The sequence below is a fragment of the Rhodanobacter sp. Root179 genome, assembly GCF_001428465.1.
Classification (GTDB): Bacteria; Pseudomonadota; Gammaproteobacteria; order Xanthomonadales; family Rhodanobacteraceae; genus Rhodanobacter.
This window is the reverse complement of record NZ_LMHR01000048.1, coordinates 1-17,125: the sequence shown is the minus strand read 5'-3', so window position 1 is coordinate 17,125 and position 17,125 is coordinate 1. Positions and strand designations below refer to the sequence as shown.

21 protein-coding genes are annotated in these 17,125 nt (G+C 68.2%); 3 read left to right on the top strand and 18 right to left on the bottom strand.

The features are described from left to right. The 15 genes from ASD82_RS03210 to ASD82_RS03140 all read right to left on the bottom strand — a co-directional run bounded on the left by ASD82_RS03210 (position 1) and on the right by ASD82_RS03140 (position 12,575). Entirely contained in the window at positions 1 to 651 is a 651-nt protein-coding gene (locus tag ASD82_RS03210) for a hypothetical protein (protein ID WP_056715323.1), read from the bottom strand. Further along, on the bottom strand, positions 648 to 1,304 hold the full coding sequence (locus ASD82_RS03205) for a TadE family protein (RefSeq protein ID WP_056715320.1): 657 nt from the start codon (positions 1,302 to 1,304) through the stop codon (positions 648 to 650). Before ASD82_RS03205 ends, ASD82_RS03210 begins: the two co-directional genes overlap by 4 nt. Further along, positions 1,301 to 1,813, bottom strand: a complete 513-nt coding sequence (locus ASD82_RS03200; RefSeq protein WP_056715317.1) for a tetratricopeptide repeat protein — start codon at positions 1,811 to 1,813, stop codon at positions 1,301 to 1,303. Before ASD82_RS03200 ends, ASD82_RS03205 begins: the two co-directional genes overlap by 4 nt. Then, positions 1,798 to 2,139: a DUF192 domain-containing protein gene (locus ASD82_RS03195; protein ID WP_235580623.1), complete on the bottom strand. Its 342-nt coding sequence runs from the start codon at positions 2,137 to 2,139 to the stop codon at positions 1,798 to 1,800. Before ASD82_RS03195 ends, ASD82_RS03200 begins: the two co-directional genes overlap by 16 nt. Positions 2,140 to 2,147: 8 nt before the next feature. Beyond that, on the bottom strand, positions 2,148 to 3,038 hold the full coding sequence (locus ASD82_RS03190; protein ID WP_056715310.1) for a type II secretion system F family protein: 891 nt from the start codon (positions 3,036 to 3,038) through the stop codon (positions 2,148 to 2,150). Further along, positions 3,035 to 3,883, bottom strand: a complete 849-nt coding sequence (locus tag ASD82_RS03185; RefSeq protein WP_007807398.1) for a type II secretion system F family protein — start codon at positions 3,881 to 3,883, stop codon at positions 3,035 to 3,037. Before ASD82_RS03185 ends, ASD82_RS03190 begins: the two co-directional genes overlap by 4 nt. After that, positions 3,880 to 5,598 carry an ATPase, T2SS/T4P/T4SS family gene (locus ASD82_RS03180; RefSeq protein WP_056715308.1) on the bottom strand — a complete coding sequence of 573 codons (1,719 nt, stop codon included), beginning with the start codon at positions 5,596 to 5,598 and terminating at the stop codon, positions 3,880 to 3,882. The genes ASD82_RS03185 and ASD82_RS03180 overlap by 4 nt, the downstream gene beginning before the upstream one ends. A gap of 10 nt (positions 5,599 to 5,608) precedes the next feature. Continuing rightward, positions 5,609 to 6,961, bottom strand: coding sequence for a pilus assembly protein N-terminal domain-containing protein (locus tag ASD82_RS03175; protein ID WP_056715304.1), 1,353 nt, complete (start codon positions 6,959 to 6,961; stop codon positions 5,609 to 5,611). Positions 6,962 to 6,963: 2 nt separating this feature from the next. Continuing rightward, positions 6,964 to 7,755 (bottom strand): Flp pilus assembly protein CpaB, encoded by a 792-nt coding sequence (gene cpaB, locus ASD82_RS03170; protein ID WP_056715301.1) that lies wholly within the window; start codon positions 7,753 to 7,755, stop codon positions 6,964 to 6,966. Between the two features lie 5 nt (positions 7,756 to 7,760). Further along, positions 7,761 to 7,967 (bottom strand): hypothetical protein, encoded by a 207-nt coding sequence (locus ASD82_RS03165; RefSeq protein WP_056715297.1) that lies wholly within the window; start codon positions 7,965 to 7,967, stop codon positions 7,761 to 7,763. Positions 7,968 to 7,984: 17 nt separating this feature from the next. After that, complete coding sequence (locus ASD82_RS03160; RefSeq protein ID WP_056715294.1) at positions 7,985 to 8,641, bottom strand: hypothetical protein; 657 nt, start codon at positions 8,639 to 8,641, stop codon at positions 7,985 to 7,987. Beyond that, positions 8,631 to 9,545 carry a TadE/TadG family type IV pilus assembly protein gene (locus ASD82_RS03155; protein ID WP_235580622.1) on the bottom strand — a complete coding sequence of 305 codons (915 nt, stop codon included), beginning with the start codon at positions 9,543 to 9,545 and terminating at the stop codon, positions 8,631 to 8,633. Before ASD82_RS03155 ends, ASD82_RS03160 begins: the two co-directional genes overlap by 11 nt. 21 nt (positions 9,546 to 9,566) lie before the next feature. Next, a complete protein-coding gene (locus tag ASD82_RS03150; protein ID WP_157599169.1) occupies positions 9,567 to 10,541 on the bottom strand; it encodes a hypothetical protein in 975 nt (324 codons plus the stop codon). Between the two features lie 48 nt (positions 10,542 to 10,589). Further along, positions 10,590 to 12,173, bottom strand: a complete 1,584-nt coding sequence (locus tag ASD82_RS03145; RefSeq protein WP_056715285.1) for a pilus assembly protein TadG-related protein — start codon at positions 12,171 to 12,173, stop codon at positions 10,590 to 10,592. Between the two features lie 117 nt (positions 12,174 to 12,290). Then, on the bottom strand, positions 12,291 to 12,575 hold the full coding sequence (locus ASD82_RS03140; RefSeq protein ID WP_007807412.1) for a hypothetical protein: 285 nt from the start codon (positions 12,573 to 12,575) through the stop codon (positions 12,291 to 12,293). A 363-nt stretch (positions 12,576 to 12,938) separates the two neighbouring features. Here ASD82_RS03140 and ASD82_RS03135 point away from each other — a divergent pair, with 363 nt between their 5' ends. Continuing rightward, positions 12,939 to 13,943, top strand: a complete 1,005-nt coding sequence (locus ASD82_RS03135; RefSeq protein ID WP_056715283.1) for an OmpA family protein — start codon at positions 12,939 to 12,941, stop codon at positions 13,941 to 13,943. A gap of 52 nt (positions 13,944 to 13,995) precedes the next feature. Here ASD82_RS03135 and ASD82_RS03130 read toward each other — a convergent pair whose 3' ends face one another. Together ASD82_RS03130 and ASD82_RS03125 are read right to left on the bottom strand one after the other, a co-directional pair. Next, the gene (locus ASD82_RS03130) at positions 13,996 to 14,622 is read right to left on the bottom strand and encodes a trimeric intracellular cation channel family protein (RefSeq protein WP_056715280.1); all 627 of its coding nucleotides are present in this window, start codon (positions 14,620 to 14,622) and stop codon (positions 13,996 to 13,998) included. 59 nt (positions 14,623 to 14,681) lie between these two features. Continuing rightward, entirely contained in the window at positions 14,682 to 15,008 is a 327-nt protein-coding gene (locus ASD82_RS03125; protein ID WP_056715278.1) for a DUF6249 domain-containing protein, read from the bottom strand. 122 nt (positions 15,009 to 15,130) lie between these two features. Between ASD82_RS03125 and ASD82_RS03120 the strand changes: the two genes are divergently transcribed. Beyond that, positions 15,131 to 15,706, top strand: a complete 576-nt coding sequence (locus tag ASD82_RS03120; protein WP_056715275.1) for a sigma-70 family RNA polymerase sigma factor — start codon at positions 15,131 to 15,133, stop codon at positions 15,704 to 15,706. Beyond that, entirely contained in the window at positions 15,703 to 16,179 is a 477-nt protein-coding gene (locus ASD82_RS03115; RefSeq protein ID WP_056715273.1) for a hypothetical protein, read from the top strand. Before ASD82_RS03120 ends, ASD82_RS03115 begins: the two co-directional genes overlap by 4 nt. 49 nt (positions 16,180 to 16,228) lie before the next feature. Here ASD82_RS03115 and dapB read toward each other — a convergent pair whose 3' ends face one another. Beyond that, entirely contained in the window at positions 16,229 to 17,029 is an 801-nt protein-coding gene (gene dapB / locus ASD82_RS03110) for a 4-hydroxy-tetrahydrodipicolinate reductase (protein WP_056715270.1), read from the bottom strand. Between the last annotated feature and the right edge of the window lie 96 nt (positions 17,030 to 17,125).

Sequence of the window (17,125 nt, the reverse complement as noted above, 5' to 3'; positions counted from 1 at the left end):
TCACTGCGCGTAGCGGCGCAGGCGGTCCGCCCGCGAATCGGCCTTCTTTACGTCCATGTGCAGGCTTTCCGGCATGGCGAAGGTTTCGTCGGGAATTTCCGCGAAGCCGACCGCGGTGGCTTCCATGCGGTGGGTATGGCCGGCGCTGTCCTTCGCCTCGAAGGCCAGCAGCAGGCCGTATTCGGCATCGATCCAGAACACGCCGCTGTCGCTGCCGCCGGGGCCGGCATGGCCGGCGTGGCGGTAGCGCCAGCCGTGCGCCGGGCGACCGGCGATGCGGCGACTTTCCACCGGCGCGCAGGCAAAACCGAGATCCCAGCACGGCCTGGCCACGTCGAGCCGGGTGATCGCGCCGATCCGCACGTGGTCTGCCGGCAACGCCCGCCGCGACGTGGACATCAGCAGCCACGCATGATCGCCACCGCGCAGGATGCGGCCGCGACGGCCTGCGCCCGCGTCGAAGTCCACCCGTGTCTTGTCGCCCTTGATCCAGATCGTTTCGGCGGCGACCCCATCGTGCCCGGCCAGCGTGCGGATGCCGCTGCCTTGCAGCACCGCGTCGATCTTCACGTCGGGCAGCTCGGCCGCGTGCGGGGCGGACGCCGGCAGCGCGAGCACGGCCCACGCCATGACGATCAGGCATCGTTTCACGGCAGCACGCCCGCGTCGCGGATCGGCGTCTGCATGCGCACCATCGCCTGGCTCACGATCGGCAGGCGACCGCTTTCCAGCATGGCGATTTCCCGGGCGCTCAGTCCCTTGTAGAACGACTCGCGGAAGATCGCGATCACCAGCTTGTCGATCACCGGAACGATCATCTTGTAGCCGTACACCACGCGGATCTTCAACACGTTCGCGTCCTGCACGGTGAGCCCGCTGCGGCCGCCAGCGGACGAGGGACGGAACGCCAGGCTGTCGTTGGGAATCGCCTCGACGCCGTCGAACTGCCGCTCCTTCCAGTCGGCGAAGGCGGCCTTCGTCGGGCTGATCACCCTGATCTCGCTGACCAGCGGGTTGCTGGCCGCCACGAAGGCCTCGGCATACGCCCTGGTTGCCTCGCCGTTGCCGACCTTGTGCGCGTACAGCGGCATCAGGCCGCGCGCCAGGCCGACCCGCATCGCGCTCATCTTCGCGTTGTGGGTGGCGCCGTTGCGGGCGGCTTCCAGCGCGGCGTAGTCGACCGTGGTCTTGACCCGGTAGAACAGGATCGCCTGCAGGATGCCCAGCAGGAACACGCCGAACACCAGGATCACCACGCAGGTCTCGACCACGGCCTGGCCGCGTTGCCGCCCACCCAGGTTCATGGCCGCCGTCCGGCAGCAGGTGGCGGGGGCGCCGAGGTGGAGGACGCCGGCGTGTCCGGCGCGGCGCCACCGAGCGCGGCAATGCCATGCGCCATCGCCGCGCTGTCCCGCTGCAGGCCGGCGTCGATGCCGGCCGCATGCTGGGCACCCTGCGCAAACGCGGCCTCGGCCTGGCGCAGCCGCACGATGCCCAGGTTGTGCCACGCCTTGGCGTGGCCGGGCTCGATGCGCAGCACGTGCTGGTAGGCGTCGACCGCATCGTCGGGACGCTGCAACCGCACGTAGACGTTGCCGAGACGGAACCAGAAGTCCGCGTTCTGCGGCAGCTGCTGCACCAGCGCCTGGTAGTCGGCCAGCGCCTGTTCGGGATGGCCGCCGCGGTACGCCTGTTCGGCCCGCTGCTGCTGGGCGACGGTCTTCACCAGGCGCTGCGTGGGCGACGCCGCGCAGCCAGCCAGCGCCAGCAACATGACCACGCATGCGATGCGGATTTTCAGTGCGCCTGCCATGTCCACTCCTCGCCGCGTGCGGGCGAAAGCGCGGCGATGCCGCCCGGCGCCAGCTCCACCGTCTGCCAGGCGTCGGAGCGCAGGCAGGTGCGCCACGGCGGCAGGCTTTCGCAGCACTCCAGCACGCGCCCGTCCCGGTCCAGGAAAACGATGTCCAGCGGATAGCCCATGCCGAACGTGTGCACGCCGCCGCAAGGCGTGAGCCACAGCGCCTGCGCCGCGCCGCCGTGCAAGGGCGGGCGCCCCAGCAGGCCGCGCAGGCGGCTCCATGGACGATCGGCGCGCCACGCCTGCGGCACGATCGGCTGGCCATCGCGAAGAATCACGCCCGATTTCAAAAGATGCCCTCCTGGCGCATGCGCAGGTAGATGAAGTAGCCCAGCACCAGGAAGATCAGCGGGAAGAAGAACAGCACCAGCGGCAGCATCATCTTCACCGGCGCCTCCAGCGCGAGTTTCTCGGCGCGCAGGAAACGCTCCTCGCGGCGCTGCCCGGCCTGCGCCCGCAACGTGGCGCCCAGGCTGGCGCCGACCCGGTCGGCCTGGATCAGGGTGCCGGTGAAGCTGGAGATCTGCGACATCTCCATCCGTTCGGACATCCGCTTCAGCGCCTCGGCGCGGGGCAGACCGGAACGGATGTCGCGCAGCAGGCGGGTGAACTCCTGCCGCAGCGGACCGGCCGGGCCCTTCTGGGTGGCCTGCTCGATGCCGCCGGTGATGTTCAGTCCCGCCTCCACCGCCATGGTGATGAAATCCAGGTACACCGGCAGGTCCTTGATCACCAGGCGGCGGCGCTTGCTGCGCCGCTCGCCCAGCCACAGGCTGGGGTAGAACCAGCCGGCGGCGGCGCCGAACAGCATCGCCGTGCCGTAGAGCAGGTAGCCGTGCCGGTCGAGCATGCCCAGCAGCAGCCAGAAGAACGCCGCCACGAGGCCGGCGCCCACCACGCGCAATCCGTACAGCTGTTCCGGGCTCAACACGAAATCCTGGCCCGCGGTCTGCAGTTGCCGGTGCGCCTGTTCCAGCTTGTCCGCGCCCAGCTTCGGCGCCAGCACGTGGGTGGCGGCGTTGACCAGCGGCCAGATCAGGCGCAGTCCGAACGGCAGCGGGTCCTGGAAATTGCGGTCGGCCACGGGCACTTCGCGCAGCAGCCCGTAGATGCCCCAGAAGGCGAAGCCGACGCCACCGCCGATGGCCACCGCAAGCAGGATGACGACCGGGCTCATATGTCGATGCTCGTGATCTTGCGGCACATGCGATAGCCCAGGTACTCCATCACCGCGGCCACCGCGATCACCGCCCAGCCCACGTAGGAGTGATACATCTCGTGCATCGTGTCGGGATAGGCGAAGCTGAGGAAGCCGATCAGGCCGACCGGCATCATCGCCATCACGATGCCTTGCAGGCGGCCCTGGGCGGTCAGCGAATTTACCTTGCCTTCCATGATCAGCCGCCGCCGCAAGGTGTCGGCCAGCGAGGCCATGCTCTCGGCCAGGTTGCCGCCCACCTCGCGGGAAATGCCCACGGCGGAGACGAACAGGGTCACGTCCTGGATCGGCACGCGGTCGTTGAAATGTTCCAGCGCCTCTTCCAGCTTCACGCCCATGCGCTGCTCGCGCAGCAACAGCGCGAACTCCTGCGCCAGCGGCGGCTCGACGTCGCGCGCCAGGCTTTCCAGCGCCGGGGTGAAACCCAGCCCCGCGCGCATGCTGCCGGCCACCATCATCAGCCCGTCCGGCAGCTGTTGCTGGATCTGGTTGATGCGTCGCTGGCGCAGCCACCGGTAGATCTTCTTCGGCAGCACCAGGATCAGCACCAGGGTCACGATGGCCAGCAGCGGGTTGCCACTGAGGAACCACACCAGCAGGGGCACCAGCACCATCGCCACGGCGTTGAGGCGGAACAGGTTCCGCTCGTCCATGAACATGAACATGTCGGCGAGATTGAAACGCGCCTGCTCGGTGAAGGCTTCCTGGTAGCGCCCCCAGAACACCGTCGAACTGCGCGCCGCCAGGTAGCCGATCGCGGCGACGGCGAGAAACACCACGATCGCGACGGGAAGCAGGCTCATGCGCGATCGTCCTCGTTGATCTTGAAGATCGACAGGTCGACCGGCACCCCGCGATCGGCCAGCTCCTCGTAGAACTCCGGCACCGCGCCGGTGGCCGCGTACTCGCCGCGGACCTTGCCGCCGGGGCCGCCCTGGTCGCGGGCGCGGAAGGTGAACAGGTCCTGCGCCTGGATGGTGCCGCTCTCGATGCCGGTGATCTCCGAGATGTGGGTGATCTTGCGCGAGCCGCAGGGGAAGCGGCGCTGGTGGATGATCAGGTCGATCGCCGAGGCGATCTGCTCGCGCACCACGGTCATCGGCAGGTCCATGCCCGACATCATCACCATCACCTCCAGGCGCGACAGCGCATCGCGGGGCGAGTTGGCATGCGCGGTGGTCAGCGAACCCTCGTGGCCGGTGTTCATCGCCTGCAGCATGTCCAGTGCCTCGCCGCCGCGGCACTCGCCCACCACGATGCGGTCCGGGCGCATGCGCAGCGAGTTGCGCACCAGGTCGCGGATGGTGATCAGCCCCTTGCCCTCGAGGTTGGCCGGACGCGCCTCCATCGCCACCAGGTTGGGCTGGCTCAGCCGCAGCTCGGCCGCGTCCTCGATGGTGACGATGCGCTCGTGGTCGGGGATGAAGTTGGAAAGAATGTTCAGCAGCGTGGTCTTGCCCGAACCGGTGCCGCCGGTCACCACGATGTTCCTGCGCTCGCGCACCGCCACCTGCATGAACTCCAGCATCTGCCGGTTGACCGAGCCGTACTGCAGCAGATCGTCGCCACTGAGCTTGCGCTTGCTGAACTTGCGGATGCTCAGGCTGGGCCCGCGCAGCGCCACCGGCGGGATCACCGCGTTGACGCGCGAGCCGTCGGCCAGGCGCGCATCGACCATCGGCGAGCTCTCGTCGATGCGCCGGCCAAGCGGCGCCACGATGCGCTCGATCGCCGCCAGCACCGCCTTGTCGCTGGTGAAGATCACCTCGGACTTCTCGATCCGGCCCGCACGTTCGATGTAGATGTCGTCCGAGCAGTTGACCATCACCTCGGTGACCGTCTCGTCCGCCAGCAGGTCCTCCAGCGGTCCCAGTCCGATCGCCTCGTCCAGCACCTGCTTGGCGAGCCGGCGACGGTTGATCGTGCGCGGCAGTTCGTCGGCAAACTCGCGCTCGATGATTTCCTCGATCAGCGACGAGGTCTTCTGGCGCAGGTCGTCGTCCGTCATGCCCCGCACGTCGACCCGGCGCAGGTCCATCTGCCGCACCAGCGACTGGTGCACGCGGGTGCGCCAGGCCAGCATGTCGGCCGATGGCTGCAGCGTCGCGGGAAGGCCGGTCACCGGCTCGGCCGGCGGCTCGACGGCCGGCGGCGAGGCCACCGGGTCGAGATGGACCGGCGCGTTGGCGGCACGCTGCGGCACCCTCACCGGCGCGGCCTCGTCCTGGTCGACCAGCACGCGCAGCCGGTACGAACCGATGATGACGATGTCCTCGCGGCGCAGCGGGCCGTGCTCGCCCTGCACCCTGGCCCCGTTGATCACCACCGGGGCGCGGCCACCGAGCACCTCGATGAAGACGCCGCCCTTGCGCACGCTCAACATGGCGTGCTCGCGGCCGATGTTCCAGCCCTGCAGGATCACCAGGTTGTCCTCGCCGCGGCCGATGCCGCAGGCGTTGTGCAGGCAGCGCACCTGGCGCGGGTCGCGGTTGGCGGTTTCGATCAGCACTTCGAACATGGCTTCACCTTCAATCCACGATGTCCTTGCCGGCGACCTTGCGGAAGTCGTCGCGCAGGCGGTCGCTCTTCTCGATCAGTTCGCGGTTCTCCGGCGAGTCGGGGGTGATCACGATCGGCGTCACGAAGATCACCAGGTCGGTGCGATTGCGCTGGAAGTCGCGCGAGCGGAACAGCGCGCCCAGCACCGGGATGTCGCCCAGCCCGGGCACCTTGTCGAAGGTCTTCGAGGCGCTGGCGTCGACCAGGCCCGAGATCACGATGGTGTCGCCCTCGTGCACGTTGAGCTGCGCGCTGGCACGGCGGGTGATGAAGCCGGGATAGCCCTGCACGTTGACGCTGGGATCGATCTTGCTGATCTCGGTCTCGATGTCGGTGGAGATGTCGCCCTTGCTGTTGACCACCGGCGCGATGTGCAGCTTGATGCCGTACTGCTTGTATTCGACCGTGGTTTCGCCCAGGCCCTGGCTGATCGGGATCGGCACCTCGCCGCCGACCAGGAAATCGGCAACGCCGCCGCTGCGGGCGGACAGCTGCGGCGCGGCGAGTTCCCACGCGTTGCCGTCCTGCATCATCAGGTTGATCTGCGAGGCGATCGAGGTGGCGATGCCGAAGTACGACGGCGTGCCGGGCACCCGCAGCGGCAGGTTGGCCGGGCCGCCGTCGGCGCCGATGCCGGCGAAGCCCTGCGGGGTCATCCGGTAGTAAGGATTGGTGACCCAGTCGTGCACCAGGCCGCCGCCGGGGCCGGCGATCATGCTGTCCCACTTGATGCCGAGCTGGTTGATCGCCTTCTTGTCGAACTCCATGATGCGCACGCGCATCATCACGGTGGGCTTCATCTCCACCGCGTTCGCGCTGGTGAAGTCGAGCACCTGCGGGTAGATCTTCCTGATCGCCGCGATGTGCGCCATGTCCGCCTGCGACAGGTCGCTGCCGGTCAGCACCACGTTGCCGCCCACGGTGGCGACCGAGATCGCGCTGTCCTCGCCCAGCAGGCGCTCGACCATCCCGGCCGCTTCCGCGCTGTTGCCCACCACCACGTGCACGCTGACGCTGCGCTGGCTGCCGTCGGCCATCCACAACTGCACCGAGGTGTCGCCGGGCTGGTTCGCGATCAGCACCAGCTCGCGGCTGCCGATCGCCTTGACCTGCAGCAGCTTGCCGTCGCCCACCGCGACCCGCTTGAGCGGCCCGGGCGCGCTCTGCACCAGCGCCTGTCCCGCGTACATGCTGAGCGAATCGCCGATCACCGGGGAGGTCGCGTGCGCATCGCGCAACGGCAGCACGAGCGCCGCGGCGCACAGCGTCAGCCATGCCAGAAAGGTCGCCGTCGCCCGGCCGGAATGTTTGCCTGCTTCCATGTTCAACTGTTCCCGCCGATGATGAATTGAATGCCGTTGCCATGCACCGGCCGGCCCAGCCGCAGCAGCTCCGCCTTGCTCAGCGTCTTCAGGTCGAACGGCTGCTGGTTGCCGGCCGGACGCAGCATCACGCGCAACTCGCCGACCTTCATCGCCATGCCCAGGCGCTGCGCGTCGTTCGGCGCGAGCCCGAGCGTGATGTTCGAGTAGGTGTCGTCGTCGCCACCGTCCGGATTGCTGCTGCGCAGGCCCTTCGCCCGCTTGCCGGTGGCCAGCACTGGCACGTCGCCGAGCAGCGGGCGGATCTGCTCGCTGCCCTCGCCGTCGAGCAGCAGCAGGATGTCGAGATGGTCGCCCGGCACGATCAGCCCGGAGACCGAGTTGGACTCGTCCACCTGGATCGAATACGCCACCTTGCCCGGTTCGATCACGTTGGAGAAATGGTCGGTGACCCGGTCCACCGCGCTGCCGCCGATCGGCGCGCCCTGCGCCAGCGGCACCCGCAGCACCTGGCCCAGGTAGTCCTCGTAGTTGTCGGGCGTCAGTGCATCGGCGGGCACGAACTCGGCCGGTACCTCGCGCACAGCGATGTCGTCCTGGCTGATGCTGGCGCCCTTTTCCAGGTCATGCACCGGCACCACCACCTGGCGCGTCTCGGTGGGCCTGGTCTGCGTGCGCGCGGCGACCTGCTTGTTGATGTAGTGCACCGCCATCAGGCTGGCCACGATGCCGAGCAGGATGGCGCCGCCCAGGTAGAGGAAGTTGCGGTTGACCGCCGGCATGCGTCGTTCCATTCGATTCATATCCAGGAGATGGAGAGTGCGTAGACAAAGCTGGTGTAGGCATCGCGCAGCGCGTCGGCGAGCTGGCGGATGACGTTGGGATTGGCCAGCAGCACCGTCACCAGCAACAGCACCACCACGGTGTATTCGATCAGCGCACTGCCGCGCTGGCGGCCACGCCGCAGCGGCATGGCGGGGTGGCGCGCGTTCCGTCGAATGAACATGTCCCTCATCCTCCCGTTCACGGATTCACCAGGTTGATCGTCACTTGCGACTGGCCGTCGAGCGGGCTCATCACCAGGGTCATCCGGCTGTCGCCGCGCTCGTAGCGCAGGACGCAGCCGTCGTCGGCGCAGCGGTTGGCGTCGGCCGGTTTCCAGCCATCGGCGCCCAGCCGTTCGCGGAAGAACGCCTCGTTCTGCCGTGGCGAAAGGCGGTTGCGCATCGCCACGGTGCGGGCGGGCGTGGGGTCGTCCGGATAGGCGATGTCGTTGAACACGGTCGAGCCCATCGGCCGCGGCAGGCCCTTGCCGCGCTCGAAGTGTTTCGGCGCGGTGGCCACGTCGACGATGCCGATGTTGCCCTTGCTGCCGCTGCCCGATGCACTGACCTGCACGGTGATGTAGTAGTCGCCCTCCATGTGGCCGACCACCTGCGCCGCGCCCATCGGGTTCACCACCACCCGGCCGTTCCACAGCTTGCGATAGAAGGCCACCACCTCGGCCTGGCTCTGCGACGAGGTGAACACCCGGGCATGCATGTCCAGCCCGTTGAAGACGATGTGCCGGGAAACGTCGGCCGCATCCGTGCCGGCCGGCAGGTCGGGCTGCGGCCACGCCGCGGCGGCGGTGCCCGGCAACAGGGCGACGGCCAGCAGCAGGCCGCGCCTAATGCACATCGCGGTACCTCGTCAGCTTGTCGGCGGGCACGGCGTCGGGCGCCATCCGGCCCAGCTGGAACTTGTCGAAACCGGGGGTGAACAGGTCGTTGACGATGGGGATCTTGCCCAGCACGTTGATCACGTCGCTGAGCACGTCATCGAACTTGTCGCCCAGCGCACTGGTCGGCACCAGCGGCCGGATCACCTCGCGCACCGTGCGGTTGTACATGGCGCCCGACGCGGCTTCGCCGTTCTTGCGTTCGCCGCCGCCCGTGGCCGCCCAGGTATCGGCCAGCAGCACGGTCCGCGCGGAAAAATCCAGTTGCGCGGTATCGAGCGGATCGAGGAAGGCCAGCGCCCGGCCGTCGGCGCCCTTCAGCTTCTGCGGTCGCGCATGCACTTCGGCGGTGACGAAACCCTTCGGATTGGGCGGCAGGTTGCCCAGCGTCCTGGTCGCCTTGGCCACGGTGCCCAGTGCGCCATCGAGGAAGGTCGGCGCGGTTTCCTGCTGGTAGACGCTCAACGACACGTCGGAAGTCTTCAGCAGCGCCTGGTTGGCGAAGCTGGTCAACATGGGATCGCCGAACGCCGCCGGCGTGCGCGCGGAGGACTTGATCGGCGCCTTGGCATCGGCGAACTGGCGCGCGCGCAGTGCAGTCTGCACGGTGGCCTTGCGCGGCAGGCCGGCATCAGCCAGGGCCGGATCGACGGTGGCGGCCCAGGCCGCCTGGCGGGCGGCGGCCTGGGTCTGCTGCTTGATGTGGATGTACTGGCCCAGCAGCATCACGCCCGCCGCCAGCGGCACCAGCACGATGCAGGCCACCGCCATCTCCACCAGGCTCTGCCCGCGCTGGTGCCGGCCGCCGATCGACGACGACATCGTGGCCGTGCGCAATGGCTGCGTTGGAACAGGGCGCGTCATCGTCGTCTCCATGGCTTGGCGCTAGCGGGCCTGGGTCACGGCAAGCTTGCCGGGCAGCACGAACACCTTGTCGTCGATCGGCGTGCCGACGCTCATGCTGTCGGTGGTCAGCTGGTAGCCATTGCCGTCGGCCGGCTTGTTCGACAAGGTGATGTTGTCGACCGGCGCATCCATGCGGTCGGCGTCGGCCGCGGTATCGGTGACGAAGCCCCACTTGCTGCCGCCACTCCACACGCAGGTTTCACCCTGGGAGCTGCTCAGGCGCACGCACGGCTGGCCGGCCACCTTCGCCTCGCCCGCGGACTGGCCGACCAGGTCGCCCTGGCCCTGCTTCTGCAGCTCGCCCATGACCTGGGCCCGCAGCTTCGCGTCGTCCTGCGCCACGTCATCCTGTGCCGCGCCGTCCTCGTCGTCACCGGCAACGGCTTCGCGCACCACGCCGTCCGAATGCTCGCGGGTGGCGGTGCCCTTGACCAGATCCGCGACCGTGGTCGAGCCTGGCTCGACGATGGTCAGCCGCGCGTCGTGCACCGGTTCGAACAGGCAGCCCGCGGCAGACGCCCCGGCACTCCTGAAGTCCCAACGATCCGCCTTGACCGCCATCCGCTCGCCGTCGTACCAGGTTTCCAGATAGGTGTGGCCCAGCTTGGCCACCACGTCGTCGGCCAACGGCTTCACCGGCACCGCCCCGGCGCTGCAGCGGGCGAGCGCCTCGCGATAGGTGTGTTCCGCCGCGGGCACGCCATCGTGCAGCAGCACGCTGGTCTGGTTGAGGTGGATCGGCGGCGTCTTCTGCGCCAGGTTGACCGCACCGTCCTGCGCATCACCGCCACTGTCGCCACCGTCGCCGGCCGAGCAGCCGACCAGCGGCACGGTCGCCAGCAGGACGGCGCACAACGCCACCGACAGTTGCCGCAGAGGGCGTCGGTGACCCGGGGTGTTGCTGCTGCACGATCCCTGCGCGATGCCGCTCCGTGTTGTTCTTGCTTCGATCATGGTTTGCTGTTTCCACTGGGTGTGAGGGGGAAGGTGTGCCGCTGGCCGTCAGGATTTGCCCGGCACGCAGGGAGCCACGGCGCCATAGGCGATGGCGACCTCCTGACGGGTGTTGCATGGCGTGTCGATCAGCCGCGCCTGCCAGTAGGGACTGAACAGGCTGCCCATCTCGCGGCTCGACGGGCTGATCACGTTGTCGAACAGGCCGAACCCGCGCGGACGGCTGAAGTACACCTGGGCCGAGGACAGGGCGGTCATGTCGTTGGCGACGGTCTGGTCGGGCGCCTCGAAATCCGGCGGCCCGCCGATGCCCGGCACGTTGTCGCTGGTGCGCACCGTCTTCATCGGCTGCTCGACCAGCACGGTGAACACCGGGCCCACGTCCATCGCCTCCACGCCGTTCTGCTTCGCGCTGCGATCGTTGTCGTAGGGCAAGGTGGCCTTGTTGTCGGCGATGTCGTCGTAGGGTTGCAGGCCGGGGCTGCTGGCGGGCGTGTAGTTCCTGAGCCAGGCCTTGCTGCTGCCGCCGATGGCCGGCGAGGAAAGCACCTTCTTGCCCGCCTTGCCGTTGTCGATGCCTTCGGCGTAGCGCTTGTAGTGGCCGCGGTCGATTTCGTACGGCGAATCCCAGCCGCGGCCGTTGTTGAAGCCCGGGCTGGCCACCGAGCGGAACGAGCGCGACATGCTGTTCACCGCGGCACCGCCACCCCAGGCCAGCGGCTCGTTCACGCCCAGCCAGCCGACCTTGACGTTGAGCGTGTCCACGCCCACCCACTGGGTGTAGCCGACCAAGTCGGTGCCGCCACGCTTGTGGATCGGCCCGATGCCGCCCTTGCGCTCGCGCGAGAAACCGTCGCGCGCCTCCATCACCACGTTGGCGAAGCGGTCGGCCCCGGCATCGCGCCGGCCGGAGGTGGGGATCGTGTAGTGGGTGACATAGGAGCGCGCGTCGAGCGCGCCCTGTTCCAGCAGCGCATAGCCACGGGCGCCGATCTTCGCCTTGCCGTCGGTATTGCGCTTGACCACCTCGGGCACCAGCTTCAGCGCCTCCTGCGATTCCACCGTGGCGATGCCGCGCGAGGCGACGGAGTACGCCTTGTTGATCGCCGCGATGGCGGTCACGCCCGCCGAGAACGCCACCTGCATGCCGTCGCGCAAGGTCTTCACCACCGTCTTCACTTCATTCAGCGCGGTGACCACTTCCTGCAGCGCCGCGCCCACCTCGGCGCCGACGATGCTGACGTCGAAGATGATCGCGATCGCCTGCACCGCATCCTTAAAATTGTCGGTGCCGCGCAGGGTGAAATTCGTCCACGAATACCAGCTGGTCATCTGCGCCACGGCCACCTCGTTGGCGACCTCGGCACGGTTCATGTAGGCGATCAGGTTGTACGCGCGCGCCTGCTGCACGGCGGCGCTGTAGGCCGCGGCGTCGGCGGCGTTGACCAGCTCCACCTTCTTCGACACCGCCTGCCCGGTGTTGAACACCACGATCACGCCGATGCACAGCACCAGGAACGCCACGACCGCCAGCACCAGCGCCTGGCCGCGCTGGCGGCCACGCGCACCGGCACGCGACGGCCGCCGCTTCGCACCGTCGCCACTTGTTCCATCGTCGCTCGACCAGGCCATTGCACACCCCCATGTCGGGAACCGGACACCCGTGCAGGCCGGCATCGCTGCCGGCGCGCACGGACGCCCCCGCGAACGCGGCAATGCCGCATCCGGTTCGTCAGTTCTTGGCGGTGCTTACTTGGCGGTGGCGTTGTTGTAGCTGTTGAGGGTCTTGTCCTTGGTGCCCTCGGAATGGGCCTTGTTGCCCTGGTTCTTCGCCCGGTTGATGTCCTGCGTTGCGCTCTGGCCGGAGAGCTCCTTGGCCATGCCGCCGATCTGGGCGCGGGCAGTGCCGCCGAAATACGTCACGGCCGCAATGGCGGCGATCGCGATGAGGGCGGTGATGATGATGTACTCGGTCATGCCCTGGCCACGCTGGCGGACACGGATCCCTGTGTTGCGAATGAAACGAGCTTTCATGGGCTACCCCTTTCTCTAGTGATGGTGGGACCGCCGTCACGGCCGGCCCAGACAGACTTCGATGGAAGGTGATGCGCCCCCTGGTCAGTCATCTCGACCACGCACCATGCAGGAGCGCCAACGTCATGCTTTCGCAGATGGCCACTCCTGTCGCAGAAACTTACCGAAGGCCTGCTGCAGATTTGTGAAGGCAGCGGCATGCAGGACTTTTTTTGCGAAACGCGTCACACAAACGGCGAAAATGCGCCGCGATTCAAACGCTGTAGCTGAACGGGCAAGGCCACACAGCACGTGATCGCGATGGCGTCCGGGGATGATTTGCTAAGGTGCCCGCTCTTCGAATGTCCCTGGAGACGTCCATACATGCGCAAGCTCCCGTCCCGCCCGCTCGTCCTCGTGCTCGCCCTCGTACTCCCCTTGTTGGCGGCATCGACACTCGCCGCCGCACTGCCCCCGCACGACGTGTACGGCAGCCACGACCATCCGGTGGTGTCGCGCTTCGCCGGCTCGGTCATCGTGGGCTACGCGCAGAAGGATTACGGCAGCGCGACCCTGCCACTGGGCCGCTACGACGCCGACCAGCCGAGCCGCTTCGCCCGCAGCGAACCGGCGGAGGGCAAGCTCACCCGCATTGCCTACGCGGTGCCAGAAGGCAAGAGTGCGCTGGAGGTCTACCGCAATTTCGCCCAGGCGCTGAAGGCCGCCGGTTTCCAGTTGCGCTTTCATTGCAGCGGTGACGAGGGTTGCGGCGGCTTCGATTTCAGCAGCACACTGATCGAGCCCCTGCTCGACCAGATGCACGGCGACCGCAACCTGATGGTCTCCACCCTGGAATCCGCCGACGGCAACGTGCAATCGCTGACCGCCCGGCTGCAGCGACCCGGCGGCAACGTCGATCTTTCGCTGCTGGTCAGCCAGAACGAGCAGCAACCCGTGGGCGTCCTGCTGCAGATCGTCGAGGCCAAAGCCATGGCCACCGGCCAGGTGACGGTCGACGCGAAGGCGATGAGCCAGGGCCTGGCGCAAAGCGGACACATCGCGCTGTACGGCATCCACTTCGCCAGCGACAGCGCGGTGCTGGACCAGTCATCCGGCGGCACGCTGGCAGAGATGGCGAAGCTGCTGAAGACGCAGCCGTCGCTGAAGGTCTGCATCGTGGGCCACACCGACAACAGCGGCGCACTGGCGCACAACCTCGCCCTGTCACAACAGCGCGCCGAGGCGGTGACGAAGGCGCTCATCGCGGATTACGGCATCGCGCCGGGCCGGCTCGCGGCGAAGGGGCTGGCCTCCTACGCGCCGGTGGCCAGCAATCGCGACGACGACGGCAAGGCACGCAACCGGCGCGTCGAACTGGTCGAGCAGTAACGTGCGGACATCGGCTGAGCGGGTCGCCGACGACAGGCGGCCCGCGCCGCGCTCACTCGTCCCGCGGGCGCCCGAAGCGCGGCAGGTTCCAGTGCCAGTGCAGTGATGCAAAGCGCAGGCCAAAGCAGAACAGGATCGGCAGCCAGGTGGCCCATACCGCGGGCCAGTGCAGATATTCACCGAGCACCGCCAGCGCGGCGCCGGCCAGCGCGGCCAGCGCATAGATCTCCTGCTGCAGCACGATCGAGACCCGCGCCAGCAGCACGTCGCGCGCCATGCCGCCGCCCACGGCGGTGATCATGCCTAGCAGGATCGCCACCTCGGCGTTGTGGCCGAACACCAGCGCCTTGTGCGCGCCGTACACCGCGAACAGGCCCAGCCCCATCGCATCGAACAGCCGCACCGGATAGGTCAGTCGCTCCACCCACGGATACGCCACGATGGTGAGCAGGGCGGCGATCACCGCGGTCAGCAGGTAGCGCCAGTCCGACAGGCCCGCCGGCGGCACCGCGCCGATGCACAGGTCGCGGGCGATGCCGCCGCCGCAGGCGGTGATGTAGGCGATCGCCAGGATGCCGAACAGGTCGAGGTTGCAGCGCCGCGCGGCGGTGGCGCCGCTGATCGCGAAGGCGAACGTGCCGGCCAGGTCGACCAGGTTGAACAACAATTGCTCGTTCACGTTGCCGACTCACTGCGGGCATGCCGACGAAGCGGCGCATGCCCGCCATTGAACCAGCTTCAGGCGAGCTTGCGCGAGACCGCGAAAGAAACCAGATTGCCCAGGCCGGTGGCGCCAGCGAGCACGGCGACCATGCCGGGGGTGACTTCCTGCCAGCCGAACCACTGGATCAGGCCGAAGGCGAGCCCGACGAAAATCAGCACGATGCCCCAGCGCAGCGACGAATGGCGGCGGCGCTGCTCCTCGTCGAGCAGGATCGACTTGACCAGCTCCTCGGAACCGCCGGCGCCGATCATGCGGCCGCGGACCCGGGCATCGACCACCACCTTGATGGTGTAGGCGATGCAGATGAACAGCACGATCGGAATCAGGATCTCGAAATTCATGGAAAACTCCCTGGGCAAAGGCCACGAAGATGGGCCCGTTGAACCCACAGATACGGGCCGCGCCGGATCGGTTGCAGCCGCCCGCTTGCAACCGATCCGGCGATGCGCGTATCCATGACTCCATGGATGACATCCGCCAAGCCGATCGTGCCCTGGTCGACGCCGTGCTGGCCAACCGGCCGGGCGCGTTCGAACGCCTCGTGCGCGAGTACCAGGGACTGTGCTGGCACATCATCCAGCGCATGGTGCGGCATCCGGAGGACGCCCGCGAGCTGTGCCAGGACACCTTCCTGCGCGTGCACCAGTGCCTGCATCAATACCGCCACGAGAGCGCGCTGAAATCGTGGATCGGCCGGATCGCCTTCACCATCGCGCTGCGCCACCTGCAGCACAAGCGCATCGCCCTGGTCGAGCCGGGCGGTGACGACGGCGAGTCGCTGGTGGACAGCATCGGCGACGGTTTCGACCTGGAGGCCGCCTGCGCCGACGAGGAAACCGCCCGCCACCTGCATGAGGCGATCGAGGCGCTGCCGCCCTTGCAACGCACCTTGCTGACCTTGTATTACCTCGAAGAGACGTCCATACCCGAGATCGCCCGCATCACCGGCATGGCCGCGGGCACGATCAAGAGCCATCTGTTCCGCTCGCGCCTGCGCCTGCGCGACGCGCTCGAAACACGGACAGGAGTTGCCGCATGATTCCGCACGACGAAGCCCACATCCCCACGTTCGACGATGCCGCGCTCGAGCGCGAATGGCAGGCGCAGGAAAGCGCCATGCGGCGCGAACGGCTGCAGCTCGATCCCGCCGGCGACGATGCACGCAGCCGGCGCTACCGGCTGATCGCGCGCAGCCTGCGCCAGCCGCCGGCCGAATCGCTGCCGGCGGACTTCGCCCGGCAACTGGCCCGGCAGGTCGGTGCCGCAGCGTCGGTGGCCGCGCCGTCGTCAGCCAGCCAGGCGGGCAGCTCGTTCGAATTCAGGCTGGTGCTGGTGCTGGCTTCCACCCTGGTCATCGCCGCGGTCGCGGTGGTCGCGATCTACGGCCAGGCGTGGCTGCCCTCCTTCGCCGAGCTGCTGCCCAGGCCGCCGGCCACCCGCTGGCTCCTGGCCCTGGCCGGCTGCGTCGGCGGCTCGTGGCTGCTGGGCTTCTGGCAGCAGCGCAGCCACTGAGCGCAGGAGCGCACTCCCGCTTCGGGTGCGGCGCCAGTCCGCACCCGCCTCACCACTCGATCACTGCATCCAGCCCGCGATGCAGGCCGACCAGGCCGGGCACCTTGCGTATCGCCAATAGCGCGCCATCGACATACGGCTTCGCGCTGCTTCCCGCGTTGTGGCGGATCGTCAAGGTCTGGTCCGGCATGCCGAAGATCGCCTCCGCCCCCAGCACGAAACCCGGCAACCGCACCGCATGCACCTGGCTGCCCGCCAGCGTGCCGCCACGCGTCTCGCGAACACCTGCGGTCTGCTCCAGCGGCACCGCCAGCAGCGGCTGGCGCACCTTGCCCAGCCGCCCGGCCAGCTCGCGCACCGTGCCGCTGGGCGCGTCGGGCTTGGTCGCGCTGGCGTAGTCGATCAGCTCCCACTGCGGGATCAGCTTCGCCGCCATCTCGGCAAACTTGATCAGCAGCACCGCGGTCAAGGCGAAATTGCCGCAGGCCAATACGCCACGCTGCCGCTGCCGTGCCAGCGCATCGATCTGCGCATAGTCCTCGTCCGTCAGACCCGAGGTGCCGACCACCACGTGCGCGCCATGCTCCAGCGCCGCGAGAATGTTCGCCTTCGCGCTGGACGGCCGCGTGTACTCGACGAACACGTCGCACGGCTGCGCCAGCGCCGCGTCCACGCTGGCGAAAATCGGTGCCTGCAGGCCTGCCTCGACAAGCACCGCGCCGAGCGTTTCACCGGCATGTCGCCGTGCCACCGCGGCAACCATGTCGAGGTCATCCGCCGCGGCAATGCCACGCGACAATTCCGAACCCGCCCAACCGGTGGCACCGGCGACACAGACCTTGATCGACATGGGAACCTCGCTGCTTGGGGATGGATAAGCATAGTCGCTGGCGGGGCAATCCATTGCTTAAGAGCAAGAGCTTTCGCCCTCCTGCGGAGGGCGAGG